This is a genomic window from Synechococcus sp. 60AY4M2 (assembly GCF_002760375.1).
Lineage (GTDB): Bacteria > Cyanobacteriota > Cyanobacteriia > Thermostichales > Thermostichaceae > Thermostichus.
The window spans coordinates 1,045,271-1,071,670 of sequence record NZ_AUMZ01000001.1 but is presented as its reverse complement, the minus strand read 5'-3'; the positions used below and the strand labels follow the sequence as shown (position 1 = coordinate 1,071,670).

26 protein-coding genes, 1 tRNA gene and 2 pseudogenes are annotated in these 26,400 nt (G+C 60.4%); 16 read left to right on the top strand and 13 right to left on the bottom strand.

Annotated features, from left to right (window positions below; genetic code table 11):
- Nucleotides 1-36 precede the first annotated feature (36 nt).
- Nucleotides 37-303 (top strand): hypothetical protein, encoded by a 267-nt coding sequence (locus tag SYN60AY4M2_RS04645; protein ID WP_041438869.1) that lies wholly within the window; start codon nt 37-39, stop codon nt 301-303.
- Nucleotides 304-336: 33 nt separating this feature from the next.
- Here SYN60AY4M2_RS04645 and SYN60AY4M2_RS04640 read toward each other — a convergent pair whose 3' ends face one another.
- A complete protein-coding gene (locus tag SYN60AY4M2_RS04640; protein WP_071813501.1) occupies nt 337-936 on the bottom strand; it encodes a chromophore lyase CpcT/CpeT in 600 nt (199 codons plus the stop codon).
- A gap of 162 nt (nt 937-1,098) precedes the next feature.
- Here SYN60AY4M2_RS04640 and SYN60AY4M2_RS04635 point away from each other — a divergent pair, with 162 nt between their 5' ends.
- Nucleotides 1,099-2,493, top strand: a complete 1,395-nt coding sequence (locus SYN60AY4M2_RS04635; RefSeq protein ID WP_011429558.1) for a malic enzyme-like NAD(P)-binding protein — start codon at nt 1,099-1,101, stop codon at nt 2,491-2,493.
- Between the two features lie 389 nt (nt 2,494-2,882).
- Nucleotides 2,883-3,554, top strand: coding sequence for a DUF1614 domain-containing protein (locus SYN60AY4M2_RS04630; protein WP_011429559.1), 672 nt, complete (start codon nt 2,883-2,885; stop codon nt 3,552-3,554).
- Here SYN60AY4M2_RS04630 and SYN60AY4M2_RS04625 read toward each other — a convergent pair.
- Nucleotides 3,551-5,683: a caspase family protein gene (locus tag SYN60AY4M2_RS04625; RefSeq protein WP_099812381.1), complete on the bottom strand. Its 2,133-nt coding sequence runs from the start codon at nt 5,681-5,683 to the stop codon at nt 3,551-3,553. The two genes, SYN60AY4M2_RS04630 and SYN60AY4M2_RS04625, sit on opposite strands and share 4 nt — an antisense overlap.
- Before the next feature lie 273 nt (nt 5,684-5,956).
- Here SYN60AY4M2_RS04625 and SYN60AY4M2_RS14375 point away from each other — a divergent pair.
- Nucleotides 5,957-6,363, top strand: a pseudogene (locus SYN60AY4M2_RS14375) (zinc ribbon domain-containing protein); the annotation flags it as partial.
- On the opposite strand, the gene SYN60AY4M2_RS04615 reads toward SYN60AY4M2_RS14375, so the two are convergent.
- The 4 genes from SYN60AY4M2_RS04615 to zds all read right to left on the bottom strand — a co-directional run bounded on the left by SYN60AY4M2_RS04615 (nt 6,333) and on the right by zds (nt 10,644).
- The gene (locus SYN60AY4M2_RS04615) at nt 6,333-7,223 is read right to left on the bottom strand and encodes a type II CAAX endopeptidase family protein (RefSeq protein WP_099812380.1); all 891 of its coding nucleotides are present in this window, start codon (nt 7,221-7,223) and stop codon (nt 6,333-6,335) included. The pseudogene SYN60AY4M2_RS14375 and the gene SYN60AY4M2_RS04615 overlap by 31 nt on opposite strands.
- A 130-nt stretch (nt 7,224-7,353) precedes the next feature.
- Nucleotides 7,354-8,064, bottom strand: coding sequence for a class I SAM-dependent methyltransferase (locus tag SYN60AY4M2_RS04610; protein ID WP_011429562.1), 711 nt, complete (start codon nt 8,062-8,064; stop codon nt 7,354-7,356).
- 49 nt (nt 8,065-8,113) lie between these two features.
- Nucleotides 8,114-9,061 carry an NDP-sugar synthase gene (locus tag SYN60AY4M2_RS04605; RefSeq protein WP_011429563.1) on the bottom strand — a complete coding sequence of 316 codons (948 nt, stop codon included), beginning with the start codon at nt 9,059-9,061 and terminating at the stop codon, nt 8,114-8,116.
- A 131-nt stretch (nt 9,062-9,192) separates the two neighbouring features.
- On the bottom strand, nt 9,193-10,644 hold the full coding sequence (gene zds, locus SYN60AY4M2_RS04600) for a 9,9'-di-cis-zeta-carotene desaturase (RefSeq protein WP_099812379.1): 1,452 nt from the start codon (nt 10,642-10,644) through the stop codon (nt 9,193-9,195).
- A gap of 139 nt (nt 10,645-10,783) precedes the next feature.
- Between zds and SYN60AY4M2_RS04595 the strand changes: the two genes are divergently transcribed.
- Nucleotides 10,784-10,855, top strand: a tRNA-Gly gene (locus SYN60AY4M2_RS04595).
- Nucleotides 10,856-10,903: 48 nt separating this feature from the next.
- Here the strand turns inward: SYN60AY4M2_RS04595 and SYN60AY4M2_RS04590 are convergent.
- From SYN60AY4M2_RS04590 to SYN60AY4M2_RS04580, 3 genes are all read right to left on the bottom strand, one after another.
- On the bottom strand, nt 10,904-11,644 hold the full coding sequence (locus SYN60AY4M2_RS04590; RefSeq protein WP_099812378.1) for a M15 family metallopeptidase: 741 nt from the start codon (nt 11,642-11,644) through the stop codon (nt 10,904-10,906).
- A gap of 48 nt (nt 11,645-11,692) precedes the next feature.
- On the bottom strand, nt 11,693-12,130 hold the full coding sequence (locus SYN60AY4M2_RS04585; RefSeq protein ID WP_011429567.1) for a peroxiredoxin: 438 nt from the start codon (nt 12,128-12,130) through the stop codon (nt 11,693-11,695).
- Between the two features lie 70 nt (nt 12,131-12,200).
- Nucleotides 12,201-12,824 (bottom strand): HD domain-containing protein, encoded by a 624-nt coding sequence (locus SYN60AY4M2_RS04580; protein ID WP_011429568.1) that lies wholly within the window; start codon nt 12,822-12,824, stop codon nt 12,201-12,203.
- 545 nt (nt 12,825-13,369) lie between these two features.
- Here SYN60AY4M2_RS04580 and SYN60AY4M2_RS04575 point away from each other — a divergent pair.
- The 4 genes and pseudogenes from SYN60AY4M2_RS04575 to SYN60AY4M2_RS04560 all read left to right on the top strand — a co-directional run.
- Nucleotides 13,370-13,501: pseudogene (locus tag SYN60AY4M2_RS04575) on the top strand (IS200/IS605 family transposase); the annotation flags it as partial.
- Nucleotides 13,502-14,555: 1,054 nt separating this feature from the next.
- On the top strand, nt 14,556-15,935 hold the full coding sequence (gene mgtE / locus SYN60AY4M2_RS04570; RefSeq protein ID WP_099812377.1) for a magnesium transporter: 1,380 nt from the start codon (nt 14,556-14,558) through the stop codon (nt 15,933-15,935).
- A gap of 104 nt (nt 15,936-16,039) precedes the next feature.
- The gene (locus SYN60AY4M2_RS04565) at nt 16,040-16,237 is read left to right on the top strand and encodes a hypothetical protein (protein WP_099812376.1); all 198 of its coding nucleotides are present in this window, start codon (nt 16,040-16,042) and stop codon (nt 16,235-16,237) included.
- Nucleotides 16,238-16,271: 34 nt separating this feature from the next.
- Complete coding sequence (locus SYN60AY4M2_RS04560) at nt 16,272-16,973, top strand: MgtC/SapB family protein (protein WP_011429571.1); 702 nt, start codon at nt 16,272-16,274, stop codon at nt 16,971-16,973.
- Between the two features lie 230 nt (nt 16,974-17,203).
- Here the strand turns inward: SYN60AY4M2_RS04560 and SYN60AY4M2_RS04555 are convergent, their stop codons facing one another.
- Nucleotides 17,204-17,827, bottom strand: coding sequence for a TMEM165/GDT1 family protein (locus SYN60AY4M2_RS04555; protein ID WP_011429572.1), 624 nt, complete (start codon nt 17,825-17,827; stop codon nt 17,204-17,206).
- A gap of 386 nt (nt 17,828-18,213) precedes the next feature.
- Between SYN60AY4M2_RS04555 and SYN60AY4M2_RS14625 the strand changes: the two genes are divergently transcribed.
- Nucleotides 18,214-18,336, top strand: a complete 123-nt coding sequence (locus SYN60AY4M2_RS14625) for a hypothetical protein (RefSeq protein WP_041438124.1) — start codon at nt 18,214-18,216, stop codon at nt 18,334-18,336.
- Nucleotides 18,337-18,430: 94 nt separating this feature from the next.
- Nucleotides 18,431-18,799, top strand: coding sequence for a YraN family protein (locus tag SYN60AY4M2_RS04545; protein WP_049749715.1), 369 nt, complete (start codon nt 18,431-18,433; stop codon nt 18,797-18,799).
- On the opposite strand, the gene ruvX is transcribed toward SYN60AY4M2_RS04545, so the two are convergent.
- On the bottom strand, nt 18,766-19,245 hold the full coding sequence (gene ruvX, locus SYN60AY4M2_RS04540; protein WP_099812375.1) for a Holliday junction resolvase RuvX: 480 nt from the start codon (nt 19,243-19,245) through the stop codon (nt 18,766-18,768). The two genes, SYN60AY4M2_RS04545 and ruvX, sit on opposite strands and share 34 nt — an antisense overlap.
- Before the next feature lie 110 nt (nt 19,246-19,355).
- Here ruvX and ahcY point away from each other — a divergent pair, with 110 nt between their 5' ends.
- On the top strand, nt 19,356-20,636 hold the full coding sequence (ahcY, locus tag SYN60AY4M2_RS04535; protein WP_011429603.1) for an adenosylhomocysteinase: 1,281 nt from the start codon (nt 19,356-19,358) through the stop codon (nt 20,634-20,636).
- A 140-nt stretch (nt 20,637-20,776) separates the two neighbouring features.
- Here ahcY and SYN60AY4M2_RS04530 read toward each other — a convergent pair whose 3' ends face one another.
- A complete protein-coding gene (locus tag SYN60AY4M2_RS04530; RefSeq protein ID WP_011429604.1) occupies nt 20,777-21,988 on the bottom strand; it encodes an argininosuccinate synthase in 1,212 nt (403 codons plus the stop codon).
- Nucleotides 21,989-22,554: 566 nt separating this feature from the next.
- Here SYN60AY4M2_RS04530 and SYN60AY4M2_RS04520 point away from each other — a divergent pair.
- Entirely contained in the window at nt 22,555-23,052 is a 498-nt protein-coding gene (locus SYN60AY4M2_RS04520) for a DUF4079 domain-containing protein (RefSeq protein WP_011429606.1), read from the top strand.
- Nucleotides 23,053-23,130: 78 nt separating this feature from the next.
- Nucleotides 23,131-24,003, top strand: coding sequence for a lipoyl synthase (lipA, locus tag SYN60AY4M2_RS04515; protein ID WP_011429607.1), 873 nt, complete (start codon nt 23,131-23,133; stop codon nt 24,001-24,003).
- On the opposite strand, the gene SYN60AY4M2_RS04510 is transcribed toward lipA, so the two are convergent.
- Nucleotides 24,000-25,214: an Era-like GTP-binding protein gene (locus SYN60AY4M2_RS04510; RefSeq protein ID WP_011429608.1), complete on the bottom strand. Its 1,215-nt coding sequence runs from the start codon at nt 25,212-25,214 to the stop codon at nt 24,000-24,002. The two genes, lipA and SYN60AY4M2_RS04510, sit on opposite strands and share 4 nt — an antisense overlap.
- Nucleotides 25,215-25,383: 169 nt before the next feature.
- Here SYN60AY4M2_RS04510 and SYN60AY4M2_RS14040 point away from each other — a divergent pair, with 169 nt between their 5' ends.
- Both SYN60AY4M2_RS14040 and aroQ read left to right on the top strand, forming a co-directional pair.
- Nucleotides 25,384-25,533 carry a hypothetical protein gene (locus SYN60AY4M2_RS14040; protein WP_011429610.1) on the top strand — a complete coding sequence of 50 codons (150 nt, stop codon included), beginning with the start codon at nt 25,384-25,386 and terminating at the stop codon, nt 25,531-25,533.
- Between the two features lie 208 nt (nt 25,534-25,741).
- Nucleotides 25,742-26,245, top strand: coding sequence for a type II 3-dehydroquinate dehydratase (aroQ, locus tag SYN60AY4M2_RS04505; RefSeq protein ID WP_011429612.1), 504 nt, complete (start codon nt 25,742-25,744; stop codon nt 26,243-26,245).
- Nucleotides 26,246-26,400: the final 155 nt, after the last annotated feature.

The following is a 26,400-nucleotide window of genomic DNA, read 5'->3' as shown; positions in this document are numbered from 1 at the left end:
TGGGTCAAAAGGAGCAGTGGATGGGCCAGTCTGCTGGTGTTCCTGCTGTATCCGCCGAATCAGGCCTTGGCTTTGCCCCCGGCTTCTGAAATCCCTGAGGAGGTGCTGCGGGCGCAGCCAGATTTGCAGGCTCGCTCTCCGGTCGATAATCAGCCCCTCACCGCTGGCGAAGCTCTGCAACTCCAGGCAGCCCTGGCAGCCCGGCCCGAAACCGGATCTGTTTCTCCAGAGGTGGAGCGGCTGATCTTTTTGCTCAAGCTGCGCAGGGGTTTCCGCGACCTGTTTCCTTTTTTGTTCCCATAGCCCTCCTAGCTAGCCCAACAGTTTTCCGAACCCTTAGGGGCGAGGGGGAAATACCACAGGGATCCTTTTCTGGTAGCGGTAAGGGCCGGCGCGGGATCCCCAAGTTTGTTGGCCGGTGGTGGCGTCGAAGCCGCGATCCCAGGTGATGAATTCCTGGGCTGTGAGGTCAAACTCGATGTGGATGTAGGTGCTGTCGCCGGGGTTGAGGCGGCAGCCACCGCCCGGCAGCATCTGGCCGTGGTAGCAGTCTGCGCGCTTTTCTACGAGGATGCGACAACCGGGCAAATGCTGCAAGTCAGACAGAGAAAGCTGCGCCAAGCGCTGCAGATCCTGAGAGGCACCTGCCCAAGCCGCTTGATCCCGCAACTTATAGTTCTCGATCCGCAAGGGATCCGCCAATACCTGCAGCACCCGGCTGCGGTAAAACCGGCCCGGCGTGTGCTCGTTAAATTGCTCGGTAAAAAAGCCGATTCCTTCTGAAAACAGGTGGGGAAGGCGCACGTACCAAAGGCTCACCGGTACAAACCACACCGGTTCTGCCATGGCTTGGGCGCGGTTGCTGTAGTAACCTTCCAGCCAATCGGCAAAAGTATTGAGGTCGGAATCGGAAGTTGCCGCAGCAGAAGCTGTCATATGCAAGAAGGAGGATCGCCTGTCTTCGGGATTTCTCGATCCTAGGGTTATTCTCACCCCCAACCCTGCTTCCGGAGGGAGAAGGTTGGGTGCCGAACCGGAGGGCTCAGTGTTGAGGAGCTTGCTCTGCTGAAGGCAATTTTTCTTCTACTATAGAAAGCTATGACAAAACTCACCCCCAGCTCCAGCTACAGCATTGCTCTACGTCTGCGCCTGCCCAACCAGCCAGGAGCGCTGGCCCGTGTTACCCAAGCTATTGCCGAGGTGGGAGGCAGCCTCAGCCAGATCGACCTCATCCACCAATCGGCAGCCGAAACGGTGCGGGAAATCTGCGTGGATGCCGTTAGCAGCGAGCATGCCGAGCAAATTCGCGCCGCTGTTGCCTCTTTGCCCAACGTAAAAGTGGAGCGGGTGGTGGATCGCACCTTTGAGCTGCACCGGGGGGGAAAGCTACAGGTGGTGGCCAAAAGCCGCCTGGAGAGCGCCGCCGATCTGGCCATGGCCTATACCCCGGGCGTGGGTCGGGTGGCGCTGGAAATTGCCGCCGATCCCAGCGCTGTGTATGAATACACCATCAAGGGCAATTGCGTTGGCATCGTAACCGATGGCAGCGCCGTGCTGGGCCTGGGGAATATCGGCCCGGAGGCGGCTCTGCCAGTGATGGAGGGAAAAGCAGCCCTGTTCAAACGCTTTGCTGATATCGATGCTTTCCCGCTCTGCCTGGCCACCCAGGAGGTGGGGGAAATTGTGGAGACGGTGGTGCGCCTGGCGCCGGGGTTTGGCGGCTTCAACCTGGAGGACATCAGCGCCCCCCGCTGCTTTGCCATCGAGTTGCAGCTCAAGGCCCGTCTCAACCTGCCGGTGTTCCACGACGATCAGCATGGCACCGCCATTGTGGTGCTGGCAGCGTTGTTGAATGCCTTGAAGGTGGTTAAAAAAAGCCTAGAGGAGGTGCGCATTGTCCTCAACGGGGCAGGAGCAGCCGGTATTGCGGTAACTCAACTGCTGCGACGGGCCGGGGCCAGACATATCCTGGTCTGCGACCGCCAAGGGATCCTCAGCCGCTCCCGCGCCGACCTCACCCCCGAGAAAGCTGCCGTTGCCGTTGAGGAGAGCGGATCCCTGGCAGAGGCTTTGGTGGGAGCAGATGTGTTCATCGGGGTGAGCGTGGCCAATGCTTTGACACCAGAGATGGTGGAGAAAATGGCGCCGGATCCCATTGTCTTTGCCTTGGCCAACCCGGTGCCAGAGATCCAGCCCGAGCTGGTGGCAGATCGAGTCGCCGTGATGGCCACCGGGCGCAGCGACTACCCCAACCAGATCAACAATGTGCTGGCCTTCCCAGGGGTGTTCCGCGGCGCTCTCGATTGCCGCGCCAAGCAGATCAACACTGAGATGTGCCTGGCTGCCGCCCAGGCCATTGCCAATTTGATCCCACCGGAAGATTTGGATCCCCAGTGGATCATTCCCTCGGTCTTCGATGGGCGGGTAGTTCCTCAGGTGGCTGCCGCCGTGATCCAAGCTGCCCGCCAAACAGGAGTGGCCGGGATCCCTTGAGGGTTCCCCCTGGCCAAAAGCGGGTGGAAGGCAGCAGGCCTCAGCTAGAAGCCGCAGGAGCCCCGCACTGTACCCCCCTCAATCCCCCCGCCCCCCTGCCCCCCGTATACGGGGGGTTGGGGGGGAAGGGGGGCGGTCGGAGCCGGGTAGTTTACGATTTGCTTTTGCGGAGATCCGCACTATCAAATTGCTCTATCCACAACTCCCAGCAATCGGCGCGCCGGTTGCAAAGTTGCTCAAGATATTTGCAATAAGATCTTTGGGCTCTGACAGAGTTAACCGGAGACTTGCTTGTTATTTTTGTTACAAGATCGGGGATCCTCTCTACCTAGAGTCGAGGAAGCCGGACTAAGTCCTGATAGGCTGGAGGAAAGTTTGGGATCCCTGCCATGTTCTACTTGCCGGTCTCGCTGTTGCTGTTTTTGATGCTGGTGCTGCTGCTGCCTTTCCTCTGGCTGGGGCTGGCGGTGGATGTGGTGGCGTTGGCGGTGGGCAAGTTGGGGTTCTCGCGGGAGGGGGCGCTGTTGCTGCTGCTGGCTATCCTGGCGGGCAGCTCGGTCAATATTCCCCTGTATCGTGTGAAGTGCGAGGTAACGCTGGTGGAAGACCTGGCCAGCCTGTGGATACGGCAATTTTGGGGGATCCCGTTGGCCAAGATCTCTCAGGAGACCGTGGTTGCTCTGAACGTGGGCGGGGGGCTGATCCCGGTGCTCTTGGCCCTGTATCAATTTGGCCGGGCCGATGGGCTGTTGATCCTGGCCGTAACGGCGCTGGTGACTGTGGTCAGCTACTATGCTTCCCACGTGGTGCCCGGAATCGGCATTCAGATGAATCCCTTGACCGCCCCGGCTACGGCAGCCTTGGCCGCCATGTTCTGGGCTGGAGATCAGGCGCCGGCGGTGGCCTTTGCTGGCGGGGTTTTGGGCACGGTGATCGGAGCGGATCTGCTGCACTTGCCGGAGGTGCTGCGGCGCAATTGCTCGGGCATTCTCAGCATTGGCGGGGCCGGAGTTTTCGATGGCATTGCTCTCTGTGGCCTGTTTGCCCTGTTGCTGAGCTAAACCAGCAAATAGGTGAGGGAAAGGGTAACAGCCTGGCCGGGATCCAGCCAGCGCAAGTCGGGATCCCCTTCGGGGGCACGCTGGGTCAACTCCTCGAGGAGAATTTGCGTCCATTCCAGCGGCCCATTGAGCAACAGCGGCGAACGGGCTACCCCCAGCTTGCGGGCCATGGTTTTGAGGGCTTCCAAGCTGGCCGACAAGGGGCGAGTGCTGGCCACAAACAGCAGCTCGGTCAGCCCCTGGGCATGGCAGGTGAGCAGATCGGGATTGACGGCAGAGCGCGAATTGCCAGCCATCTCAGGCAGAGGTGGCAAAGTCAGGCTGCTCTTGGCCTCCAGGCGCAGCGGCAGGGCAAAGTCCTCCTGGGGCATGGGGGCCAGCAGGTGCAGTTGCCCGCTGGAATCGACCATCAACAGGTACCCGAACAGATCCTGCTCGCCCTCGTTGCGCAGAGTGAGATAGAGGGGATCCCCGCGCATAAAGCGTGGCATGCCTGGCTCGCCAGGAGCAGCGGCCCCTTGGGCAAGCCGTGACCCCCGCAAGGGTTTGCCCTTGGTGGACAATTCCCCCACCACCGCCAGCGGCGAGATTGCCGCGTTGAGGGTAGCCCGCAGGCGCTTGGCCGCCAGCAGATGGGCCAGACGGGGCACCAGCCGCTGCACTGCCGTAGCGGCAGCTTCCCCAGCCGGCCCGCAGGAATTGAGCAGCAATTCTCGCCCCGGCCAAAAGAGGCTGTAGCTGTTGACTTCCAGGGGTTTGGGCAGAGCGTCCAATTGAAAGGCGGCGGCCATTTCGGGGGTGATGCGGCCCAGCAGGCAATCCACCTGGCGCTCGCGCGGGTTGGCCGTCTCCATCCAGCTGTAGCCGGCGATGGCGTTGGTCAGATCTACTTTTTCAACGCGGCCTAAGTTGTCTTCCAGACCCACCAAAAGCTTGAGGCTGCTGGAGAGGCTGCGCAACTGCTCCCGCACCAGCGTGCCCACGGGGGGAAATTGACCTTCCCCGTTGGCCGGCTGCACCTGTGCCAACAGGCCGCTGCGAGAACGAATCAGCAGCGGCACCGGCGAGGCGGTGGAAGGCTCGGCAGCAATGGGAACCAAAAGAGTACCTGGCTGCAAGCCGCAGAGTGCCGCCGGTGGGATCCCACCCAGCCACACCTGGGCCCGATTCCCCTTCACTTCCTGGATGGCGCCGCTGACTCCCACCTGAGGGGGGGTGAGGAAGTAGGGCGGGATGCGCCGAGCCGTTTCTTTGCCCTCCAGGATGGGGCGCTGACAAGCAAACAGGCCCAGCTCCCGCTGACCGGCCACTTGGTTGAAGGCTATCAGCAGGCGGGTGGCAGGTGTGGTCTCCCACAGGTACTGCGTCAACAGGTAGGTGAGTATCCCTGCATGAAATCCCGGCCAAGCGGCTTCTGCCGCCAAATCTTGGGGGGTGGTGGCGGCAATTAACAACCCCTTGGGCGGAGAGGGCCAAATCTGCTGCACTTCACCAGAAGGCAGGCGACCGGGAGCCACCGCCTCTGGGGAGGTAGAGGCTACTTCCTTGGGGACTTTCGGCGGGCGGGAGCGCAGTTGCAAGTTGCCCCGTACTGCGGGTGCAACATAGGTAAAGCCACAATCGAGTACGGTCGTGAGCTGGGCTGTGCCCAAGCTTTGCACAAGCTGGAAAAAGCGCTCCAGACCCATAGCCGCCGCTTCTTCAGGGCCAGCCAACAGCAGCGCCGGCTGCCAGCGCTCGGGCGAAGATCCCGCCTGCCATTGGCCGTAGCCGCTAAACTGCACCACTACCGTTTCAGCCGTCTGACTTGCACTTCCCAGGTGCTCGGCAAAGGCTGACTGGATCGCGCTTGAAGTGGCAGCTCCATCGGTGAGGATGAGAATGTCTGCCGGGTCAAAGCCAAAGCGATACCGCAGCAGCTCCCGCTGCAGCTCCACATCCGTGACACACCCCTGTAACGGGGATCCCTCGCCGGGGTAGCGGTTAATGCCTATCAAGAGAGCCAACTTGCGGGAGCTGGCCGCCAAAGCTTGCCCGTAGCGCTCAGCCTGACCCACCAACCAGCCGGGAGAGAGACCAAGGCCGGCAGCAACCAGGAGTAACTTTTGTAGAAAAGACCGCCTTTCCATGTCAACCCTGTGGGCTGCCTCGCTGGCGTAACAGCCACCCTGTTGGCGAACGAGCCACAGCTCAACTCTGCACCGGATCTGTTGCTGCCTATTTCAGGATATCCCCACCCCTCCAGCTTTTTCGAGGGATCGGGTGACAGTTTTTGGCGTTTCGTTTACATTCTTGGCGGGATCCCGCCTCAAGTCCTTTCCGTCTGGGGATACCGACGCCAAGGCCGCTTAGGAGTTCAGCTAGAAACGGCAGGAGGCCCGCCCTTTTCCTCCTGTACACGGGGGATACGGGAGCGTGTCAATCAACAGCCGCGCAGCAAAACAGAGCGTTGGCGGTCGAACAGTTGGGCGTTTTCTCAACTGAGGCAGTTTCTGCACTCCAAGGCGGTGGGGCCGGGGTCAAGGTTGTGGTGGTGCCGCCTGCCGACAGTTTGCAAACCGGCCACCGATGTTTATGGCTTGGCCAGCAGGAAGGGAAGCGTTTTCGTTGTGTGAACCCGGCCTGGGGCTGGGAAGGGGAGGCAGATTTTAACGGTGCCAATGTGATTGCGGTTTTGGGGGCTGCTGTAAGCCGGCCTGCCCCCCGTACACGGGGGGTGTGGGGGGCCCTTGGTTGGCTTGCCAACTGCAGGGCTACCCAAAGCCTGCACTCTATGTGTCAGCATGAGTGCGGGCAATTTACAAAATAGGGCAAGTGAGCCCCCCGTTCCGGCCAATCGCAGCGGAGGAAAGGGATCACGATGAACCCAGCCAAAACTAGACAGCACAGGCTGTAGTAGAGGTGAAAGCTCCCGATGGGATCCACCTGTTCCACTACCCCTCCTCCCAGGGATCCCAGCGCTAGAGCCAGGATATTGTTCAAAGCATGGGCCAGGATGGGTAAGCTCAAGGAGCGTGCTTTCAAGTAGAGCAGCCCCATCACCAGGCCAAACACCGTCAGCCCAAGTGGGTTAGGGTGCAGTAGGCCAAAGACCACGGAAGAAGCCAGCAGGCCTCTGTCAAGCCCCCACTTGAGGCTCCAGCGGTGGAGCAAAATGCCGCGAAACAGCCATTCCTCCGTTATGGGGGCCACCACTGCAATCGAGAGCCAGCGCAACCCCTGGTACACCTGCGGCCAGGCTGTCTCCCCCTCCTCTTCCCCCAGGGAGTCCAGCATCGACTCCGCCAGCTCCGGGAAAGACAGCGACACCCAGTAGAGCATCAGCAAAGTGGTGCCCATGGAGAGCACAACCAAAGCCGGCACTACCCGCAGCAGGGATCCCCAGGGAATCGCAGCTCGCCAGTTGCCCCACAGCCGCCTCATCTGCAAATGGGCTCGTCGCCCGCGCTGCCAGCTCCAGATACAAGTGAGCACAAACGTGACGCAATAGACAACGTAGGCCAGCACCGGATCGTCCGAGGGCAGAGGCAACAGCCTGGCCAAAGCGACAACTCCCAGACCCACCCCCCCGTTGATCGACAGGAAAGCCAGCAGCAGATAGCGGGCCTTCAGCGCTGAAAATCCGGCTGAACCCGGCTCGGCAGGCGGCAAGGCGGGGGATCTGGACATAAAAAAGTAAGAGGTAGGAGTTTTCCCATCTTATAAGGGTGGGGGAGAGAGCACCGACTTTGGAAAGCCAATCCTCCGGGCAAGCTACCTCGTGGAAGGGGAAAGCCCCCCTCTTCAAAGGGAGAGGAGGTCACTGCTTGCGCTGAATCCAATAGGTGGTAAATAGCTCGCCACTGGCCTGTTTCTGGATTTTGCCCCCCAAGTCGGCGATGCGCCGCTCCCACTCCTGTAGGGGCGTGAGAATCGGCTCGCTGCCTTTGAAGAGCTCAATCAACCCCCACTGTTCGGCCCACACCGACTCAGGATTGACCACTTCGATAATCACTGGCGCAGCCGGACGCAACACCCGCCTCAGTTCTGCCCAAACCGCGTCAAAGTAGTCTATCGGGTAGTAGTACAAAAATCCTGTAGCAATGGCCAGATCGAACTGCTCTGGCCCGTAGTTTTCCAGGTGATGGGCGGATCCCTGCTGCATCGACTTGAACAGCTTGGAGTTAAGCTGCGGTGCCCGCGAGCGCACAAAGCGCACGATCCCCCCGCTCAGCTCATGGCCGTAAAAGTAGGCCTGCCAATCGTTCCAGGGATAGGTCAGGAAACTCACTCCACAGCCCAGATCCAAGCAGGCTTCCCGCTTTTTGGGGGCGCGCAATTGCCAAAAGGGGATCCCCAGGCGTTCCTGGAGGTGATCCCGCTTTTGGGCTTGCCAAAAGGGCAACTGTTCCAGGTCGGGGGGAAGCTGCCAACTGGCCCGACCCAACTGCACCTCCAGCTCCCGGTTGAAGCGGGCGGCTACGGCGGCAAGATAGGGATCCCAGCGTTCCCCGCTTTGCGGTAGCTCCATCTTTGGCCGGCTCTGTTGTGGAGGCTTGGGCGCTTAACTGGCCTTTAACCTAGACTACCAGGAGGCCCGGCCCATAGGCCCCCGGCTGCAGGGATCCATTGACCCAACTGTAGCTGCCGAGGATGGTGCCGGCGGGGACTTGAGCTTGGGAGCCCAAGCGCGTGTAAGCGCCGATGTAGCAGGGCGCGTGCAATTGAACGTCAGGGTGGATCTCGGCGGTCTTGTGAACCCATACCCCTGGCGCCCGTTCTTCCACATCCTCGAGAGGGAAATCCCTCATCCGGCTCAGGAGAATGTCCAGTTGGCCGTGGTAGTAGCTGGCCGGCGTGCCCAGATCCCGCCAGTAGCCAGTGTGCAGGTAGGCTTGCAGCCGTCGCCCCTGCCGCAGCAAGTCGGGGAAGATACGCCGCTCGAAGCTGAGGGGATCCCCGCTGGGGTAGTCTTTGAAAATAGCCGGATCGAGGACATAGGTACCAGCGTTGATGGTGTTGGTGGTGAGGGTGAGGGCTTCGGCAGCAGTGGGCTTTTCCCGAAAGGATTGGATCCGGCCCCCTTCCCCTACCTCCACCAGGCCGTAGGCGGTGACGTCCTCCACCTGGGCGAGGGTGAGGGTGGCGACGGCCCCGCTCTGCAGGTGGCAGTGTATCAAATCTAATAAATCCAGATCGGTGAGGATATCGGCATTGAAGACCACTAAGGGATCCCCGCTGAAGTAGGGTTGGGCCAGCACCAAAGCTCCCGCTGTATCTAGCGGCGTCTCCTCGACGACGTAGCGGAGCTTTACCCCCCAAGCAGTGCCATCTCCCAGAGCCGCCTCGATCTGTCTGCCCAGATACCCCACGCTGAGCAAAATGTCCGTCAGGCCGGCCCGGCGGCAGCGCCCGATCAGCCAGTGTAAAAAAGGCACCTCTAGCAACGGCAGCAGAGGCTTCGGTTGCCACAAGGTCAGCGGCCGTAAGCGAGTTCCTTGCCCCCCTGCCAAAATCACCGCCTGCATAGCTATCCCCAACCCATTTTCCCAGCCTAGATGGTAGGGGAAAAGGATCCAGCCTGCCACAGCCAACTGGCTGAGGCCAGAGGCAGGGAGAGCCCCCCTTTGCCGCTGTTCTGCTGGGCAGCGAAGGCCCGCTAGGCTGGCGGCGACGGCTGGGGATCCCGGCAGGCGGCCAGGATGGCCTGGGCGGCCAGGTGGCCGGAGAGGGTAGCCCCTTCCATGCTGTCGATATAGTCTTGGGCGGTGTAGCTGCCGGCAAAGAAGAAGTTGGGCACGGGGGTCTTCTGGTGCGGGCGATAGGGATCCATGCCTGGCGCTTCTCGGTAGAGGGAGTGGGCCAGCTTGACGACGCTGTACCAGGTCATGTTCAGTTGCCGCGACGAAGGAAACAGCTCGTGCACTTGGCGCAGCACGTGCCGGGCAATTTGTTCGTTGGACATGGAGATGAAGGGATCCCCCGGCGTGAGCACACACTGCAGCAGGGATCCCTGGCCGGGTTTGTAGTAGTCGGCGGGGCTGGTGAGAGCCAGATCGGCAAAGCAGGAGAAATCGGCATCGGGGGTGTAGAGGAGGTTGTCGATGCCAACTGGCTGCGGGTGGTCAGCGGCGCGTTTGGCCCGGCCCTTCAGCTCCGTCACCCAGCCGTCGAAGCGCAATTGCACCGTTGCCACGGGTACGGATTCCAGCTTGTAGAGGTTGTCGAACTGGGGCCACTGCCGCCACACCTGGGGGATCAGCCGTTTCGCCCCTTCCACGGCTGTTGCACACACGTACACATCCGCTTCCACCCGCTCGCCATTGGCCAAGACCAGACCGGTTACTGCGTAGGGAGGAGAGTCGCTGACTTCAATGCGGCTGACCCCTCTGCGGGTGTAAACCTGGCCGCCGCGGGCTTGCAGGTAGCGGACGATGGGCTGGGTGAGGTAGTTGTCCGGGGATCCCTTGAGGAGGTTGAGCTTGGAGGCATCGGTTTTGCTGGCAAACATCTGAAAAATGGTCAGCATGCAGCGGGCGGAAATCTGCTCCGTATCGATGAAGCCCAGGGCATAGGCAATCGGGTTCCACATCCGCTTCAGGCTGGCCTCGGATCCCCCGTGGCGGCGGAACCACTCGGCAAAGCTCATCCGATCCAAAGCGCGAATCTGCCGCATCGCCCCCTCGTAGTCCAGCAGGCCGCGAATCAGAGGGCTGGTGCCCAGCGCCAGGGCGTTGCGCAGCTTATCGGCCCAAGAGAGCTGCTCGGTGGCAAAAAAAGCCTTGAGGCCGTTGAAGGGCGCCCCTAGCGGGAAGCGAAAATCGAGGCTGGCCACCTGCCCCCCGCGGTTGACAAAGGTGTGGGTGTGTTGCTTGGGCAGCAGGTTCTCGTAGGCCCCCACCTTCTTCATCAGGGCAAACAGGTTGCTGTAGTTGCAGAAAAAAACGTGCAGCCCCATCTCGATGTGGTTGCCCTCGGCATCCTGCCAGGAGCCCACCTTGCCGCCCACAAAGGGCCGCGCCTCGTAGATCTGCACCTGGTGCCCCGCTTCCACCAAATCCACCCCTGTGACCAAGCCGGCCAACCCGGCCCCGATAATGGCTACCCGCATCGTGATCCCCTCAAATGAGCTCAGCCAAAGGCTGAGGCAACTGCAAAGAAAGATAAACTTCTCTCATTCTGGAACAAAATGCGCCAGGGATCCCTGGCTTGACAAACGACCGCAAAACTTGCCATGATAGATGTCCGATGCGGATGTAGCTCAGTGGTAGAGCTTCTCGTTGCCAACGAGACGGTCGCGCGTTCGAATCGCGTCATCCGCTTTTCGATCCCTCACCCCCGTCCCCTCTCCCAAGGGGAGAGGGGAGGTGTTAGCGCTTGTAGAAGGTCTCCAGGCTGTGGCGGTCGCCCACAAAGCGCCAGTGCCAAGGTTCGTAGTTCACCCCCTGCGGATTGTTTCTGGGGAAAGACAGCTCAAAGCCAAAACGGGCGGCATTTCTCTCCAGCCACCGGAAGGCAGGGGTGGTCTCAAAGGCTTCTTGAGTGTCCCACTGAGGAAACTGGGCATCGCCAATATCAATGGCGTAGCCGGTGTGGTGCTCGCTGTAGCCGGGGGGAGCGCTGAGCGCAGCCCGTTCTTCCGGTCGCAAGGCTCGCGATTGGGCCAGTTGAAAAAACAAAAACTCCTGCTCCGCTATCGAGCGAAACCCAGAGATAGGGACAAGGCGGATCCCGTCGGCTTGGGCTGCTTCACTCATGCGCAGGTAGCTCTCGGCAGCCGCCTGGCGCAGGCGCACCTCTCGACCACGGTAGCTGCCCACCACCCGCAAGCTGTCTGCAGGGGCTTCGGAATAGGCATAGTGCCCCAACAGAGAAGGTCGCCCATTCTGCACAGTTGGCTGCGGCAGAGAGGGCTGACCGGCTTCCTCCAGAACTTGGGGATCCGCCGCCTGCTGGGATCCCGGTAACTTCTCTATCCCCCAACCCGCCAGGAGCACTAGCCCAACCAGCACCAGGCCCAAGACTAGACGGGACCTCAGGGCAGGCACCGAACTTTGCGCTTTTTTCGCCGGAGTGGACTGGCGACGGGCGACCGGAATGTCGTCGTTCATGCGCAAAGGCCGGGATCTAGCGAGGAGTACTGAAAAGAGGCAGCGCTTCTACAAACCCAAATCCGCCAAAATATCGCGGGCGTGGGTTTCGGTGTTGATGTTCTGATAGACCTTGGCAATTTTGCCCTCGGCGTCGATGACGTAGGTCACCCGCTTGGCGTAGCCGCCTCCATCCACATCGTAGGCGCGGGCGATCACCCCACTGGTATCCACCAGCAGAGGGAAAGGCAAGTTGTACTTCTCGGCAAACTTTTGGTGAGAGGCCTGGTCGTCCATGCTCACCCCCAACACCACCACGTTTTTGCTTTGATAATCAGCGTAGGCGTCGCGGAAGCCGCAGGCCTCTTTGGTGCAGCCAGGGGTGTCGTCTTTAGGGTAAAAGTAGAGGACAACGGTTTTCCCGGTAAAATCAGCCAGAGAAACTTGGTTGCCGTGGGTGTCGGTCGTGTTGAACCCTGGAGCAACGGTGCCAACAGCGAGAACCATAGACAGGTGACCTGAAGAGTGCAAGAGAGAAAGCTGCCCTCAGCATTTTCTTCAGCCCTGGTCGTCTCTGTCAAGCTGTTGCCGGCCCCGACCCGGCTGCCCGTTGCAACTCGACCACCAGCTCTTGGAACTCCACTGCCAGCCTAGAAGGCAGCCGTCGCCCCAGGATCTCCGCCAGCGACCGGTAGTACCACAGGGATCCCTCTTTGCCGCCGGAGAAGCGCTCCCAGAGCTGATCCCCCAGTTGGCGAAAGTCGCGTAGGATGCAGCGGACGTTGTGCAGCTTGTCGGAGGCGGCCACCAGCAAAACCGAGGCATCTGCGGTTTCCAAGTGCTTGAGATAGGCCACTTTGCGCTCTTTCCAGTCTTCTTTGGGCTCGCCCAGGGAGCTATCGCTGTCGGTGTCCGTGCATCCCAGGACGATCTGCAGCACCCGTTCTCCGAAGTGCTCCCGCAGCTCCCGTTCAATCTGAGCCCGCGGCTCGCCGCTGTAGCGGGGGCCATCCTCCAGGCTGTCGTGGAGGAGGGCAGCAATGGCCTCATCTTCGTCGGCGCCATGCTCCAGGGCGATGGACGCCACCGCCAGCAGGTGGCTGAGGTAGGGGATCCTTGTTCCCTTGCGGGTTTGAGCGGCATGCCAGCGGTAGGCGTAGCGCATGGCCTCGGCAAACCGCGGCGTCAACTGGGTAGACATAGGTATCTCTCCGGTCGAGGTTGGCAGTTGAGGGGATTGGTATTGGTAGGAAATCGTATCCAGAAAGCGTCTATTCCAAACCAAGCTTTGACCTGGTTGCCGAGCGGCACTCTGACTTTTGCTTCTTGGAACTTAAGCCACTTTTTCGGGTATGCTACTGAGAACATCCCCTTCTTACGGTAGCGCGGCAGGTTTGGTCTTAAACTCATTCCTTCTTGCCAGGAGAGCCTCAGCTTTTTCTTAGAGCTACTGAGTGCCTCAGCTACAGACTTACACGTCTGTTGTGCGGCGGAAACATACATTGCGATAAAGTGCTTGTTTTGGGTTCTGGCCATCTCATCACAAAGCTCACCATAGCTTGCCCATCGCTTCGTTTTGAAATAGACTTGTCTCGCATCGTACAGAGCACAGTTGCTTATTAGACTGTTGACACAACTCTAATAGGGGGACTAGCTCCCTGTTCTTGACTCGAACCTGCTGACAGCCGTACTCCATCATTGTTGATGAGCAGTATGATAACTACAGTCTGACATGAGTAAGCGATAATGCGAGAGGAAAGTCAACGGTACAATCACTACAACCATGCTGTGGGGCTAGCGGTTGTTTATCTCATTTTTTGGCCAAAGAGAAGGAAAAAAGTCTTGGTAGGAGAAGTCAGGAAGAGGTTGTTTGAGCTATGAAACTATATCAACGACCCCCATCATGGGTAAGCGACTAAAGTGGCTAGCGGGCTTTTCCGCCCTGCACTCAAGTGCGGGGCTACCAAGCTATCCTTTTGTGTGCAGGTGGGGACTGGCCCGCAGGGCCTGGATCACCGGAGCCAGCTCGATGGCTGCGGGCCGCGTACCCAAGATCACAGAAACCAGGGGAAGGGTGGCCATAGGCTCATGGGCAGCGGCACCTGTAGAGGCTGGAAAGAGCTGATCCACTCCGCGCAGCTCATTGGGGTGAGCCTCTTAAAAACACAGGCAGCATAGGGCAGCGTTTTCCCAAGGTCACAAGCTGCCAGGATGGGGACTCTACTCAGTCAGGCTGCGAGCAGAACCCGGAAGAGGTTGTGCTCTCTTGTTCGCTTACCCCGATCTTAACTCCCCATCTGCTCCGCTGATCGTTCACCGAATATGCCAGAAAAAGGTTGACGGGATCCCCTTCCTGCAACTAGCCTAAAAAGGGCTGAAGAGATCCTCTTCGGGCTGTCCGGGTTGTTCCGGTTCAACTCTTTCGGAGGAAAACGTTCAACAACATGGACGCTTCTGGCAGTTGTAGCACCGGCCAGCGGAGATCGCTCTTAGGAGCTCAAGTCCTTGGAGATCTGCGCCTTCCTGGTGCCTTCCATTTTCCCGCTGACAGCCTCAGTCGTCGCTTGAGAGGATCCCGTTTCGCCAACGCGAAGGGACAGGAGAGCTTTCTCAAATAGCTTCTGGCTTGGGTGGCTCTCTCGGTCGGCGACGAACAGATGGGCTGAGCAGAGCTCGACCTGAGCATCGGAAAAGGGAAAAGCAGGAGTGCTTCAAAGGGGACTTCCCCTAGCCTTGGGTTTTGTATTTGTTGTTCGTGGGCCAGGGGGAGCCCTTTGGATTCCCTTTTATCGACTTGGGCTTGTGGGCGTCGAGTCGGGCCTAAGACGTTGAGAGGCGTTCAGCTTCAGGGCTCCCATGAGCCTCGGAGCAGGGGTTGGTCGTTGCCCTCCGGGTCTTTTATCCGGCTGACTCCAACCTTCGGAGGTTTGTTATGCAGCAAAACATTCTTCGCGATCTTCTCTCTCCTGCCTCTTTGGAAGCCGCCAAGCGAGCGGCCAACCGCGCCCCTATTGCCGAGCTGGTGCAGCAGTTGATGGAGATTTCTCCGCGGCAGCGGGTACTGGCTTTTCGGTTGCTGGAAAAAGACAAGGCCATGGCGGTATTTGAGTATTTGCGGCCTGAAGAACAGGCCGATCTCATCCGCAGCATGGAAAACCCAGAGGTGATCCGGCTGGTGGAAGCATTACCCCCAGACGAGCGGGTGCGCCTGTTTGAGGAGCTGCCGGCCAAAGTTACCAAGCGGCTGATCGCCAACCTCAGCCCAGAAGCCCGCGAAGCCGTGAATATCCTGCTGAACTACCCGGAGCGCAGTGCCGGTCGGCTGATGAACCTGCGCTACTTGGCGGTGCGCGATACCCTCACCGTCGGGGCAGCTTTGGCCAGTGTGCGCGACTCCCAACTGGGGGATGACGAGCTGGATGTGATCTTTGTGGTCGATGACCAGCGGTTCTACAAAGGTCTGGTGCGCACCGTGCGGCTGGTGAAGGCGGATCCCGACCTGCCCATTCGGGAGCTGATCGAGGGATCGGATATTGTTGCTCGGGTTACCGACCGGGATCTCCAGGCAGCTCGTTTGCTCAAAGATTCCGGCTTGCCGGCCATTCCGGTGGTAGACAGCGAAGGGCGCTTGGTGGGGGATATCACCTTTGAGGATGTGATCAACTTGGTGGAAGAAGAAGCCACCGACGCCGCTCTGGCCCAAGCAGGGGTGGGCAACTTGCTCAGCCGAGACAAGGTTTGGAGCGAGCGCCTGGTTAAAGGCTCCCGTTGGTATGCCGTCCGCCTGCGCATCACGTTTTTAGTCATCACCTTGATTGGCGGCATGGTGGTGGGGGGAGTGATCCAAACCTTTGAGGAAGTGTTGGAGGCGGTGACGGCAGCGGCTGTTTTCATCCCCTTGGTCATGGATATGGGCGGTAATGTCGGCACCCAATCTACGACCATCTTTGCCCGTGGCTTGGCTTGGGGCCACATCAACGTGCGGCAGTTTCTCCCCTATTTGCTGCGGGAAGCCAGCATTGGTGGCATTATCGGAGTGATCCTGGGGGTCACGGCTGGGGTGATTGCCTACTTCTGGCAGGGGGCACCCAATGGGATCCCACAATTGGGTCTAGCGGTGGGCTTGGCTCTGGCCATTGTCCTCACTTTGGGGGCTATCTTGGGCGCCATTTTGCCCTGGGTGATGTTAAAGCTGGGCTTTGACCACGCTCCCGGAGCAGACCCTTTCATCACTACCATCAAAGATTTCACCGGCCTCTGGGTGTATTTCACCTTGGTAGCTTGGCTGGTCGGCGTTGAAGTCGAGTTCTGAGGCTGCTCTCTTCGCCTTGCAGTCCAACTTTGGCTCCCAGGCTACCCCCGGCCTGGGGGAGCTGGATTCAGATTGAATCCGATTATTCGTTCAGGAGGTGTGCCATGACTTTGAAAGCTCCTTCCACCACAGCTCAGTTCCGGTTGCTGCTGCAGCGCTACGCCCATCGAGTCAGCATAACCTGCGCTTTAGAAACGGGTGGTAAGCTGGCCCCAGAAGTGGCCTTTGCTCAACTGGAAACCCTCTGGCAGGCTCTGGAACAGGAGGCCAAAGCCCTGGGGATCCCAGATGTGGCCGGCTAGCCCTCACTCCTCCACGGCAACTGGAGCATGCCCTATGACCTGGATTGACTTCACCTTCCGCCTAACGGTTGCCTTTATCTTGGGATCCCTTATCGGGCTGGAGCGCCAGTGGCGGCAGCGCATGGCCGGCCTGCGCACCAACACCTTGGTGGCCACTGGCGCAGCCTTGTTTGTCATGCTCTCAGTGCTCACCCCTGATGAAAGCAGTCCAACTCGCATTGCCGCCCAGGTGGTGTCGGGGATCGGCTTTTTGGCCGGGGGCGTGATCCTCAAAGAGGGGGCCAGCGTGCGCGGCTTGAACACCGCTGCCACCATCTGGTGTGCAGCAGCCGTAGGGGCTTTTGCCGGATCAGGGTACATTCCCCAAGCCACCATTGGGGCAGGAGCCGTGTTGATCGCCAACATTCTGCTGCGCCCCCTGGGCTACCGCATCAACCAACAGCCCCTCAAAGGCACGGAGCTGGAACTGGTCTATGAGTGTTCATTTATCTGCAAAAGCCATGCGGAAGCCCACCTGCGCGCCCTGCTGCTGCAGGGCATAGCGCCCACCCATCTCAAATTGCGAGCCCTCTACAGCGAAGACCTAGAAGACAAACCCGACCTGGTCAAAGTTGAAGCGGAGCTGGTCACCCAAACCCGCGACGACCAGGCTCTAGAACTTGTCGTCAGCCGCCTCAGCCTGGAGCCAGGAGTGATTACTGCCAGATGGCGAATTATCGAACAGGAATTTGGATAATCCGAACTTTTTTTCCGACTTCATGGGAGTTCTGCAGCCAAAAGGCAGAATGTGCCCAGCTCAACAAAGAGCGGACCTTCGCGCCATGAAGCGAGAGGAGATTTTGCAGTCCAAGCGGGAGCAGCTCCTACGGGTATGGTTGTTTCAAACCCGATTAAGACGCTCCTCCAGTGCTCGGCTCCACTGACGCAACGAGCTGTTTCATTGCTCTTTGAAATAACTACAGTTGTTTATCCTAACAATTCCCAACTGGTTACCAACGCAAACAGCAGAAACAAGCCGCCCCCCACCCAATGCACGGCCCGTTCAGAGATGTGGGCTGCTAAGAAGCGACCGCCCACCACCGCCAACCCCACCATCAGCCCATGGCCGAGGGTGGCCCCTGCCCAGACACTCAATCCCGGGTGGGTGGCTGCCAAGGAAACGGTGGCAATCTGGGTTTTGTCCCCGAACTCGGCCAAGGCGGTCAGGCTAAAGGCCTCCCACACAACAGCCCAAGCCCCGCCGCGGCCAGCGCCTTTTGCTTCGGCTTGCTCCACCAGCCTGAGGGCTTCTTCCTCTTCTTCCTTCTCCTGCTGGGGAGTCATTTGGTAAGCTTGCCAGAGCATTCTTAGCCCAAAAGCCGCGAAAACTCCAGCCGATAGCACTCGCACGCCCAGGGGTGGCAGCAGCTCAAAAAGCACTTTCCCGGCCACCACAGCCAGCAAGGTCATCGCGGCCAAAGCCAGCCACGTTCCCAAGAAGACCCAGCGGCGTGGGTGCCGCATAGCCAGAATCAGGGGGGTAAAAAAGGTCTTATCCCCAAACTCAGCTACTGTGACCAACAACAAACTGGACGCAAAACCGGCCCACATCGTTTAGCCTCCAACCTCTCTTGTGTGCAGAATCGGTTCACACCTGGAGGCGAAGGCTGGGAAAGTCAGACGGACTCACCAAGCTCACCTCCGCGTGAACTCAGTGAAAGTCTCGTCACCAAGGCAAGACGATGGGCTTGCCTTGTCTCTGGCACCGGGCTGCTTTTAGCCAGTATGTCGATGCAGAGGGCGGTAAGCCGCCTGACTACTCCCTTTCTAGCCTGAATGGTAGCATGCTCAGCTCATCCAGGAAAGCTCTCCGTTCGCGCCCGTAGGCCTTTGGGATCCCTGCCTTGCCGATGTTGATGCTGCTTCCCACAAGAGGGCTATGCAGGAGAGACAGGCTATCATGGTTACGGTTCAGGAGGAAATCAGGAGAAGGCCACGTGGATGCAAAGCTAGTCTTGGTGGGGGTTGCTTTTGCCCTCTCTTTGGCAAGTTTTTACTTCGGCACCCGCAACGGCTTTTACGACACCGATAAATATCACGGCAACGGCTCTGCCCACTAGGGCCAAGGGGGGAGCGATTCTGAATAGTTCCTTCGAGGAGTTTGTATCTAGGTAGGCTGGGGATCCCTTGCCCAAGCGAACTTCTCTCCAAAACATGGGCGAGGCTGGCGAAGCTTGTGTGCGGCAGTACCTGGAGGAGCAAGGCTGGCAGATCCTGGCGCAACAGTGGCGCTGTCGTTGGGGAGAGCTGGATCTGGTGGCCTCTAGGGCAGGGGAGTTGATTTTTGTGGAAGTGAAAACCCGCAGTGGCCAGGGCTGGGATCAAAAGGGGCTTTTGGCGGTTGGGATCCAAAAGCAGCAGCGCCTAATCCGGGCCGCCCAAGCTTTCTTGAGCCAGCACCCTGATCTTGCTGAACTAGCTTGTCGCTTTGATGTCGCGCTGGTGGAACAGCGACCGGGCAAGGAAGGGGTGAGCTACGCCTTGGCAGACTATCTGCAGGGCGCTTTTGAGCTCTGGGAATAGCGCCGCTCGTCCAGCCAAGTTTGGAGAATCACTGCCGCCGACTGCTGGTCGATAAGCGCTTTCTGGGCCTTAGCCGGGGTCCCGGCCTGGCGCAGATCCCACTCCGCCTGTACGGTGCTCAGGTACTCGTTGACCGTAACCACCGGCAAATCCACGGCCGCCTGCAGCGCCCGCACAAACCGCTGCACCTTGCGGGCCTGGGATCCCACCGATCCATCCGCCAAAAGCGGGATCCCGACCACCACCACGGTGGCTTGGCGGCGGCGGATCCACGCCTGCACTTGGGCGATATCTTCCGGCAGGGAACGGCGCCGGATCACCCCCAGCCCCGTGGCCAGCAGCCCCAGCCCGTCGGAGCCGGCCACGCCGATGCGGCGGTTGCCCACGTCCAGCCCCAGCGCCGAAAAGGGATCCCTTGTGGCAGAATAGTTCAGGTCTGTTGACATCTGTTTGTCCCTCTTGCCGACATTGTAACGGCCTGAAACTCCCTCTCTCTGGCCGTGTAGCTCGGCTGAACCTCTATCCTTTTTCGACAACTCTCTTTGGAGCCTTCTCGATGACCAGCGCCACCCTGTCTCTCCCCAAGCACGAAGTTAAAGACCTGGGCCTCGCCTCTCTGGGCAGGCAACGGATCCAGTGGGCGGCGCGGGAGATGCCGGTGCTGGCCCAGATCCGGGAGCGCTTTGCCCAAGAAAAGCCCCTGGCCGGCCTGCGCCTGGTGGCCTGCTGCCATGTCACCACCGAGACGGCCAATCTGGCCTTGGCGCTGCAGGCAGGGGGAGCGGAGAGCGTCCTCATCGCCAGCAACCCCCTCTCCACCCAAGACGATGTGGCCGCCAGCCTGGTGGCCGACTACGGCATCTCGGTCTTTGCCATCAAGGGGGAAGATGTGGAAACCTACCGCCGCCATGTGCAAATTGCCTTGGATCACCGTCCCAACTTGATCATCGACGACGGCGGCGATGTGACGGCGGAGCTGGTGCAGCATCGCCAGGAGCAGCTCCCGGAGATCATCGGCACCACGGAAGAGACCACCACCGGCCTGGTGCGCCTGCGGGCCATGTCTAAGGCGGGGGTGCTCAGCTTCCCGGTGATGACCGTCAACGATGCCGAGACCAAGCACCTGTTCGACAACCGCTACGGCACCGGCCAATCCACCCTGGACGGCATCCTGCGCTGTACCAACATTCTTCTGGCCGGAAAAACGGTGGTGGTGGCCGGCTACGGCTGGTGCGCCAAGGGGGTGGCGATGCGGGCCCGCGGCATGGGATCCCAGGTAATCGTGACCGAGGTCAACCCGGTGCGGGCCCTGGAGGCGGTGATGGACGGCTTTCGGGTTATGCCCATGGCCGAGGCCGCTTCCCTGGGGGATCTGTTCATCACCGTCACCGGCAACAAGCACGTCATCCGCGGCGAGCACTTCGACCGTATGAAAGATGGGGCGATGGTCTGTAACGCCGGCCACTTCGACATCGAGATCGACCTGGTGGCGCTGCAAGAGCGGACGGTTTCCCGGCAGACGGTGCGCCCCTTTGTGGAAGAATACCGTCTCCAGTCGGGCAAATCGGTGTTCGTCCTGGGAGAGGGCCGGCTGATCAACCTGGCTGCCGCCGAAGGCCATCCCGCCAGCGTCATGGACATGAGCTTTGCCAACCAGGCCCTGGCCTGCGAGTACCTGGTGAAAAACCGTGGCCGCCTGGCGCCAGGGCTGCACCCCATTCCGGCAGAGATCGACGAGGCCATCGCCCGCCTCAAGCTCAAAGCCATGGGGATCTCCATCGACAGCCTTACCCCGGAGCAGATCGAGTACGGCAACACCTGGACGGCAGGAACCTAGAGAGAGCCCCTCACCTCCGCGGTGGCAAACCTGGCCCACCTGCGCCGTCGTGCCAGCAGGCAAGCGGCTTGACACCTCCCCCCCAGCAGGCTAGCCGGTTGACCAGCACCCCGGATGGACAAATTGCCTGGCGGTAGAGTTCAAGCACCACTGCCGCGGTGCACCTGCGCCCAAGTGCGGGTAGGCAGGCCCCAGATGTAGATGAAGCCTTCGGCAGCCCGGTGGTCGAATTGATCCCCTTCCCCGTAGGTGGCCAGCTCCGCGTTGTAGAGGGAGTAAGGGGAGCGGCGGCCCACGCAGACCGCCTGGCCCTTGTGCAGGCGCATCCGCACCACGCCGGTAACGCTTTTTTGGGTGGTGCGGATGAAGGCGTCCAGGGCCTCCCGCAGCGGCGAGTACCAGAGGCCGTTGTAGACCAACTGGCTGTAGGTGGTCTCGATGCCGTACTTGTAGTGGAGGACCTCGCGAGTGAGGGTGAGGCTCTCCAGCTCGCGGTGGGCCTGGATCAACACCGTTAGGGCCGGGCACTCGTAGATCTCGCGCGACTTGATCCCCACCAGCCGATCCTCGATCATGTCGATGCGACCGACACCGTGGCTGCCGGCCAAGGCGTTGAGCCGCTCGAAGAGGGCTCTGGGGCCGAGGCGCTGCCCGTCCAGCTCCACCGGGATCCCCTCTTCAAAGGCGATCTCCACGTAGGCGGGCTCGTCGGGGGTTTGAGCAATAGAGCGGGTGAGGGCGTAGACTTCCTCCGGCGGCTCTTGGTCGGCGTCCTCCAGGATCCCGGCTTCGACGCTGCGGCCCAGGATGTTGAGGTCGATGCTGTAGGGGCTGGATTTTTGTACTGGCATAGGGATGCCGTAGCGCTCGCCGTAGGCGATGGTCTCCTCGCGGGTCATGCCCCACTCGCGCGCCGGGGCCAGCACCTTGAGCTTGGGGTTCAAGGCGGCGATGGCCAGGTCGAAGCGGACTTGGTCATTGCCCTTGCCGGTGCAGCCGTGGGCCACGGCGTCGGCGCCCACCTCTTCGGCCACCTCCACCAACAGCTGGGCGATCAGGGGCCGGGCCAGGGCAGTGGAGAGAGGGTAGCGCTGCTCGTAGAGGGCATTGGCCTGGATAGCGGGGAAGGCGTAGTCGGCAATCAGGGTCTGGACGGCCTCCCGCACCAGGGATTGCTCGGCCCCGGCCCTCAGGGCCTTGGCTTGAATGGCCTCCAGCTCCGCCCCCTGACCCAAGTCCACCGCCAGGGTGACCACCGATTCCACCCCCCACTCGTGCTTGAGATAGGGGATGCAGACGGAAGTATCGACGCCCCCCGAATAGGCCAATACCACTTTCTTTGCCCGTCCCATGCTGCTGCGGATCCCTGTTCAAAAGAAGTTGCTAGCCCATTATGCCCTGTGGCTTGGATCTTGAGGCGGGGGGTGGCAGCGGACGAAGGGGAGACATCACGGTATCGGGGCGCGCCAAGGGATCCCTCCTCGGCCAGGCTTACGGAGGGAGGAAGAACGCCTTGTGCGCAAGGACGGTTTCCACCCTCGACCCAAGCCCAGAGGGCAGGCAGCAAGGCCGAAAAGGCAACAGCAATCGAGCTACCGGAAAAAAGCTAAAAGGGATCCACGGTTACCGAAAAGCGCCACAAAGCCCCTCCTGATCAAGGCTCCAACTGCTTACCCTGAAATTGGGGATGGCTTCTTGCAAGACTGGTTGGAAGACTGCTACTGGAATTGGGATCCGCAGCGTTACCCAAGTCGCAAAGCCCATCATCTGGCCCGCTGCCAATGGCAAATCCATTTCTACCAGCATCTGATGCAGATAGGGCTCCCACTCCCGGAGTCCACACGCGCCCGTGCCGCGACAGAAGTTTTTTAAATTTGTGTTAATTTAGGGGCAGCCTCCTCTTCGTTGCGCAATCCCTATGAACAGCATTCAACTTCCCCAATGGCTGAAGCTGGCTTTGCCCTTCTTTCACCCTGTGCTGATGATTTTCGCCTTTGCCCTAGCTCTCTACGCTCTTTACCTGGGCCTGCAGGTGCGACGGCTGCGCACTGCTTCTGCACAAGAGCGCAAAGAACTCGTCAAGGGTAAGTTTGGCCAGCGGCACTTTCTTGCGGGATCCCTGTTCTTGCTGTTGATGGTGTTCGGGGCCCTGGGCGGCATGGGGGTGACCTACCTCAACAACGGCAAGCTGTTTGTTGGCCCCCACTTGCTGGCGGGATTGGGCATTGTGGCCTTGGTGGCTAGCTCTGCGGCTTTGGCGCCCCTGATGAAGGATGGCCAAAAGGCCTGGGCTCGCAATGTCCACCTCCTGCTGAATTTGGTGATTTTGGGGATCCTGGGCTGGCAGGCGGCGACTGGCTTTCAAATTGTGCAGCGCATCGTCAACCAGATGCTAACCTCTCCTCAGGTGGCCTAGCCCTTTTCCGGCCAAGGGCGATCGATCTGGAAGGCGTCCATGCCACAATGGACGCTATCTCTTCTTTCTCGTCCTCCCATGCCTGTTAGCTCTCTTCCCAGTTGGGTCAAGCGCTCTATCGGCAAGGCCAGCGATATCTCGGCAGTGCAGCAGGTGATCAAGCAGCGGGGCCTGCACACCATCTGCGAAGAGGGGCGCTGTCCCAATCGGGCCGAATGCTACAGCCAAAAGACTGCCACCTTCCTGCTGATGGGCGGGATCTGTACCCGCGCCTGTTCCTTTTGTCAGGTGGCTAGCGGGCGGCCCGCGCCGTTGGATCCGCAGGAGCCGGAAAAGGTGGCTGAGGCCGTTGAGCTGCTGGGGCTCCGCTATGTGGTGCTCACCTCGGTAGCTCGCGACGACCTGCCCGACCAGGGATCCGGCCGCTTCGTGGAGGTGATGGAAGCGATTCGGCGGCGCTGCCCTGGGATCCAGATCGAGGTGCTCACCCCCGATTTTCGCGGGGAGCGCGACTGCATTGCCCGTGTGGTGGCGGCCCGACCGACCTGCTACAACCACAACATCGAAACGGTGCGCCGGCTGTCGCAGGCGGTGCGGCGCAGCTCTGGCTACGACCTGTCGTTGCGGGTTTTGCGAACGGTGAAGGAGCTGGATCCCGGCCTGCCCACCAAGTCCGGCCTGATGCTGGGGCACGGCGAGACCCGCGCAGAAGTGCTGGAAACCTTTCGAGATCTGCTGGCGGTAGGCTGTGACCGGCTCACCCTGGGGCAGTATCTGCAGCCTTCCCTGGCCCATCGCCCGGTGCAGCGCTACTGGACGCCGGAGGAGTTTGTCGAGCTGGGCCAGATTGCCCTCCAGATGGGGTTTCGCCAGGTGCGCTCTGGGCCCCTGGTGCGCAGCTCCTACCACGCCGCCGAAATGGCTCAGGATGGCCGGGAAGAGGAACCCTAGGCCTTTTCAGCCAGCTCTTGGCTGCTGATGAGATCCCGCAAGAGGGCCCCTAGGCCGAACCCCTCTGGGGCAAACCGGAGCAACACCCGTGGCGCCAGGGATCCCAAGCGGTACAAACTCGCCCCCGCCACCAGACCCGGCAAGAGGCTGTTGCTCCAGCCTCCCCACAGCCAAGAGCTCACCCCCTCGGCCAAAAGCAGCAGCGCCCCATTGAGCAGCAGCAGTCGCCACAGCCCCTCCTGGGCGGATCCCAGCGCCTCCCGTAAGGATCCCCAGGGCAGGCGCAGCCGCATTCCCAGGCCCAACAGCCACAGCCCATCCAGTAGCGGCGCCAACAGCAGATCTAGCCCCAGTGGCGCCAAGCCCACCGCGATCCCCTTGCCGAGGGCGCAGGCCGTGCCCCATTGCTCGACAAAGCGGGCGTGGTGCTGCCACTGCTTTTGCCAGAGCTGGGCCTGGAGGTGCTCCAGCCGCTTCAGCACATTGAGGGCCAAGAGGGATCCCGCCTCTGCCTGCAAAATTTCCACAATGCGCCCTCGCAGGGCCTCGATCTGGGGTGCGGGCCGCTCCCATTCCAAGGTGATGCGGCCATCTGGCCAGTGGGTGCGCACCTTAGTGGGCTTGGGACGGGCGGCCACCGTCAAGATCTCCTGCGGCAACACCCAGCCCAAGTGGCGGCTGATCTGGGCGCGAATGGCCTGCAACTCGGCTTCCGAATAGAGATCGCACTTGTTCAACACCAGCAGGATGGGCTTGTGCAGGGTGCGCAGCTCCAACAGAGCCTGGTACTCCAACTGGGTCAGGTCTGCGGCGATGACAAACAGGATCAAGTCGGCGGCGCGGGCCACCTCCCAGGCCAACTGTTCGCGGGCTTCTCCGTTGATCTCGTTCAAGCCGGGCGTATCGATGAACCGTACCTGCCAAGGGATCCCCGGCCCCGGCTGCCACAGCAGCGATTGCGGCTGTTGCGTCACCCCGTTGAGGGGCCCTACCTCCAAGCGGGCCTCGCCGGTCAGGGCGTTCAAGACAGCCGACTTGCCGCGGTTGACCAGACCAAACACCGCAATGGAAAACACCCGAGTGACAAGACGCTTGCGCAGAGTGGATAAAGCTTTGAACTCCGGCTGCAGATCCTGACGGCTGGCCAGAGCTTGCCAGTGATCCCAGCAACGCTGAAAAACGGTTTCGGCTTGAGTTAGAGGAGTGGTCATCGACAACAAAAATGGCCTAACCCCCACTCTAAAAGGAATTGGTCCCCATAGCCACGCTGGTATTCCCCCCCAGCGTGGGGAAGTCCGCCGGGATCCGAAGCTCACAGAATGGGGCATGATCACCTTGGGGCATTGGCGCTCCTAAGTTAGGATCCCATCGACTGTTGCTATGCTGTACCGCCTCCCCAACTCTCTCCGCTGGCTCCGCCTTGGCGGATCCCATCGCTCCAAACAAGAGCGTCAAATTGTGCGCAGCCTGCTGGCCTTTGCAGGTGCCCTCCTGGTCGTGGATATCGTGCTCCTGAGCGCCCTTTACTAGTCCGATGGCATTTCCACGCTTGTCGGGAAAAAGCGCTATCATGGAGATCCATTGGTCAAGCTCCGTTGATGGCTCTGTAACTCCTACGAGGCAGGTCGGATGGATTGGGTAGAAAAAGTTCTCGAAAAGATCCGCGAATGGGTGGAACGTGTGATTGATACTCTTCTGGGAAGTCCTCAGCCCCAACCTGCTCCCATTCCCGTAGAAAATGGATCCCATCGTCGTCGTTAATCCGACTGCCATTGCTTCCGCTGGTGAGCTCCTAAGCCTTCTGGTTCTGCACGGCCCCAACCTCAACTTGCTGGGGGTGCGAGAAGTAGGCATCTACGGCTCGGTGTCCTTAGAACAGATCGATCGGGCGCTCCACCAGCAGGCAGAAGTTCTTGGGGCAAAGCTGGAGATCCTGCAGTCTAACCATGAGGGGGTGTTGGTCGATGCCATTCACCGGGCTCGCCAGCAGCACTCCGGCATCCTCATCAACCCTGGCGCCTACACCCACACCAGCATCGCTCTGCGGGATGCCATTGCTGCCGTAGGGCTGCCCACGGTGGAAGTTCACCTGAGCAATATCTATCGCCGCGAACCTTTCCGGCAACACTCCTACATTGCTGCTGTAGCCATCGGCCAAATCAGTGGATTTGGAGCCCACAGCTACCTATTGGGCCTACAGGCTCTAGTTCAGCACCTGCGGCTGCAGGCTGCCCAAGCCTAACCGAAGAAGTTTGGCCTTACCTCGACGCTGCCGAGACAGTCGCTGCTTGGCGATCCTCAACCGCGGGGACTCCCCCACCTGGAAGAGGTAGGCGCTGGTTTTCCCGGTGGAGAACATCCGTCCTCAGCGGCGTGGGAGAGGGGGGCGGGCGCAAC

What these genes read in the sequence shown, in the direction of transcription:
- ahcY (WP_011429603.1), top strand. Translation starts at nt 19,356, where the DNA reads ATGACCAGCGCCACCCTGTCTCTCCCCAAGCACGAAGTTAAAGACCTG.
- SYN60AY4M2_RS04585 (WP_011429567.1), bottom strand. Translation starts at nt 12,130, where the DNA reads ATGGTTCTCGCTGTTGGCACCGTTGCTCCAGGGTTCAACACGACCGAC.
- SYN60AY4M2_RS04630 (WP_011429559.1), top strand. Translation starts at nt 2,883, where the DNA reads ATGTTCTACTTGCCGGTCTCGCTGTTGCTGTTTTTGATGCTGGTGCTG.
- SYN60AY4M2_RS04520 (WP_011429606.1), top strand. Translation starts at nt 22,555, where the DNA reads ATGAACAGCATTCAACTTCCCCAATGGCTGAAGCTGGCTTTGCCCTTC.
- SYN60AY4M2_RS04625 (WP_099812381.1), bottom strand. Translation starts at nt 5,683, where the DNA reads ATGGAAAGGCGGTCTTTTCTACAAAAGTTACTCCTGGTTGCTGCCGGC.
- lipA (WP_011429607.1), top strand. Translation starts at nt 23,131, where the DNA reads ATGCCTGTTAGCTCTCTTCCCAGTTGGGTCAAGCGCTCTATCGGCAAG.
- SYN60AY4M2_RS04565 (WP_099812376.1), top strand. Translation starts at nt 16,040, where the DNA reads ATGACTTTGAAAGCTCCTTCCACCACAGCTCAGTTCCGGTTGCTGCTG.
- SYN60AY4M2_RS04640 (WP_071813501.1), bottom strand. Translation starts at nt 936, where the DNA reads ATGACAGCTTCTGCTGCGGCAACTTCCGATTCCGACCTCAATACTTTT.
- SYN60AY4M2_RS04545 (WP_049749715.1), top strand. Translation starts at nt 18,431, where the DNA reads ATGGGCGAGGCTGGCGAAGCTTGTGTGCGGCAGTACCTGGAGGAGCAA.
- SYN60AY4M2_RS04590 (WP_099812378.1), bottom strand. Translation starts at nt 11,644, where the DNA reads ATGAACGACGACATTCCGGTCGCCCGTCGCCAGTCCACTCCGGCGAAA.
- SYN60AY4M2_RS04580 (WP_011429568.1), bottom strand. Translation starts at nt 12,824, where the DNA reads ATGTCTACCCAGTTGACGCCGCGGTTTGCCGAGGCCATGCGCTACGCC.
- SYN60AY4M2_RS04530 (WP_011429604.1), bottom strand. Translation starts at nt 21,988, where the DNA reads ATGGGACGGGCAAAGAAAGTGGTATTGGCCTATTCGGGGGGCGTCGAT.
- SYN60AY4M2_RS04610 (WP_011429562.1), bottom strand. Translation starts at nt 8,064, where the DNA reads ATGGAGCTACCGCAAAGCGGGGAACGCTGGGATCCCTATCTTGCCGCC.
- SYN60AY4M2_RS04510 (WP_011429608.1), bottom strand. Translation starts at nt 25,214, where the DNA reads ATGACCACTCCTCTAACTCAAGCCGAAACCGTTTTTCAGCGTTGCTGG.
- ruvX (WP_099812375.1), bottom strand. Translation starts at nt 19,245, where the DNA reads ATGTCAACAGACCTGAACTATTCTGCCACAAGGGATCCCTTTTCGGCG.
- aroQ (WP_011429612.1), top strand. Translation starts at nt 25,742, where the DNA reads ATGGATCCCATCGTCGTCGTTAATCCGACTGCCATTGCTTCCGCTGGT.
- mgtE (WP_099812377.1), top strand. Translation starts at nt 14,556, where the DNA reads ATGCAGCAAAACATTCTTCGCGATCTTCTCTCTCCTGCCTCTTTGGAA.
- SYN60AY4M2_RS04560 (WP_011429571.1), top strand. Translation starts at nt 16,272, where the DNA reads ATGACCTGGATTGACTTCACCTTCCGCCTAACGGTTGCCTTTATCTTG.
- SYN60AY4M2_RS04605 (WP_011429563.1), bottom strand. Translation starts at nt 9,061, where the DNA reads ATGCAGGCGGTGATTTTGGCAGGGGGGCAAGGAACTCGCTTACGGCCG.
- zds (WP_099812379.1), bottom strand. Translation starts at nt 10,644, where the DNA reads ATGCGGGTAGCCATTATCGGGGCCGGGTTGGCCGGCTTGGTCACAGGG.
- SYN60AY4M2_RS14040 (WP_011429610.1), top strand. Translation starts at nt 25,384, where the DNA reads ATGCTGTACCGCCTCCCCAACTCTCTCCGCTGGCTCCGCCTTGGCGGA.
- SYN60AY4M2_RS04615 (WP_099812380.1), bottom strand. Translation starts at nt 7,223, where the DNA reads ATGTCCAGATCCCCCGCCTTGCCGCCTGCCGAGCCGGGTTCAGCCGGA.
- SYN60AY4M2_RS04635 (WP_011429558.1), top strand. Translation starts at nt 1,099, where the DNA reads ATGACAAAACTCACCCCCAGCTCCAGCTACAGCATTGCTCTACGTCTG.
- SYN60AY4M2_RS04555 (WP_011429572.1), bottom strand. Translation starts at nt 17,827, where the DNA reads ATGTGGGCCGGTTTTGCGTCCAGTTTGTTGTTGGTCACAGTAGCTGAG.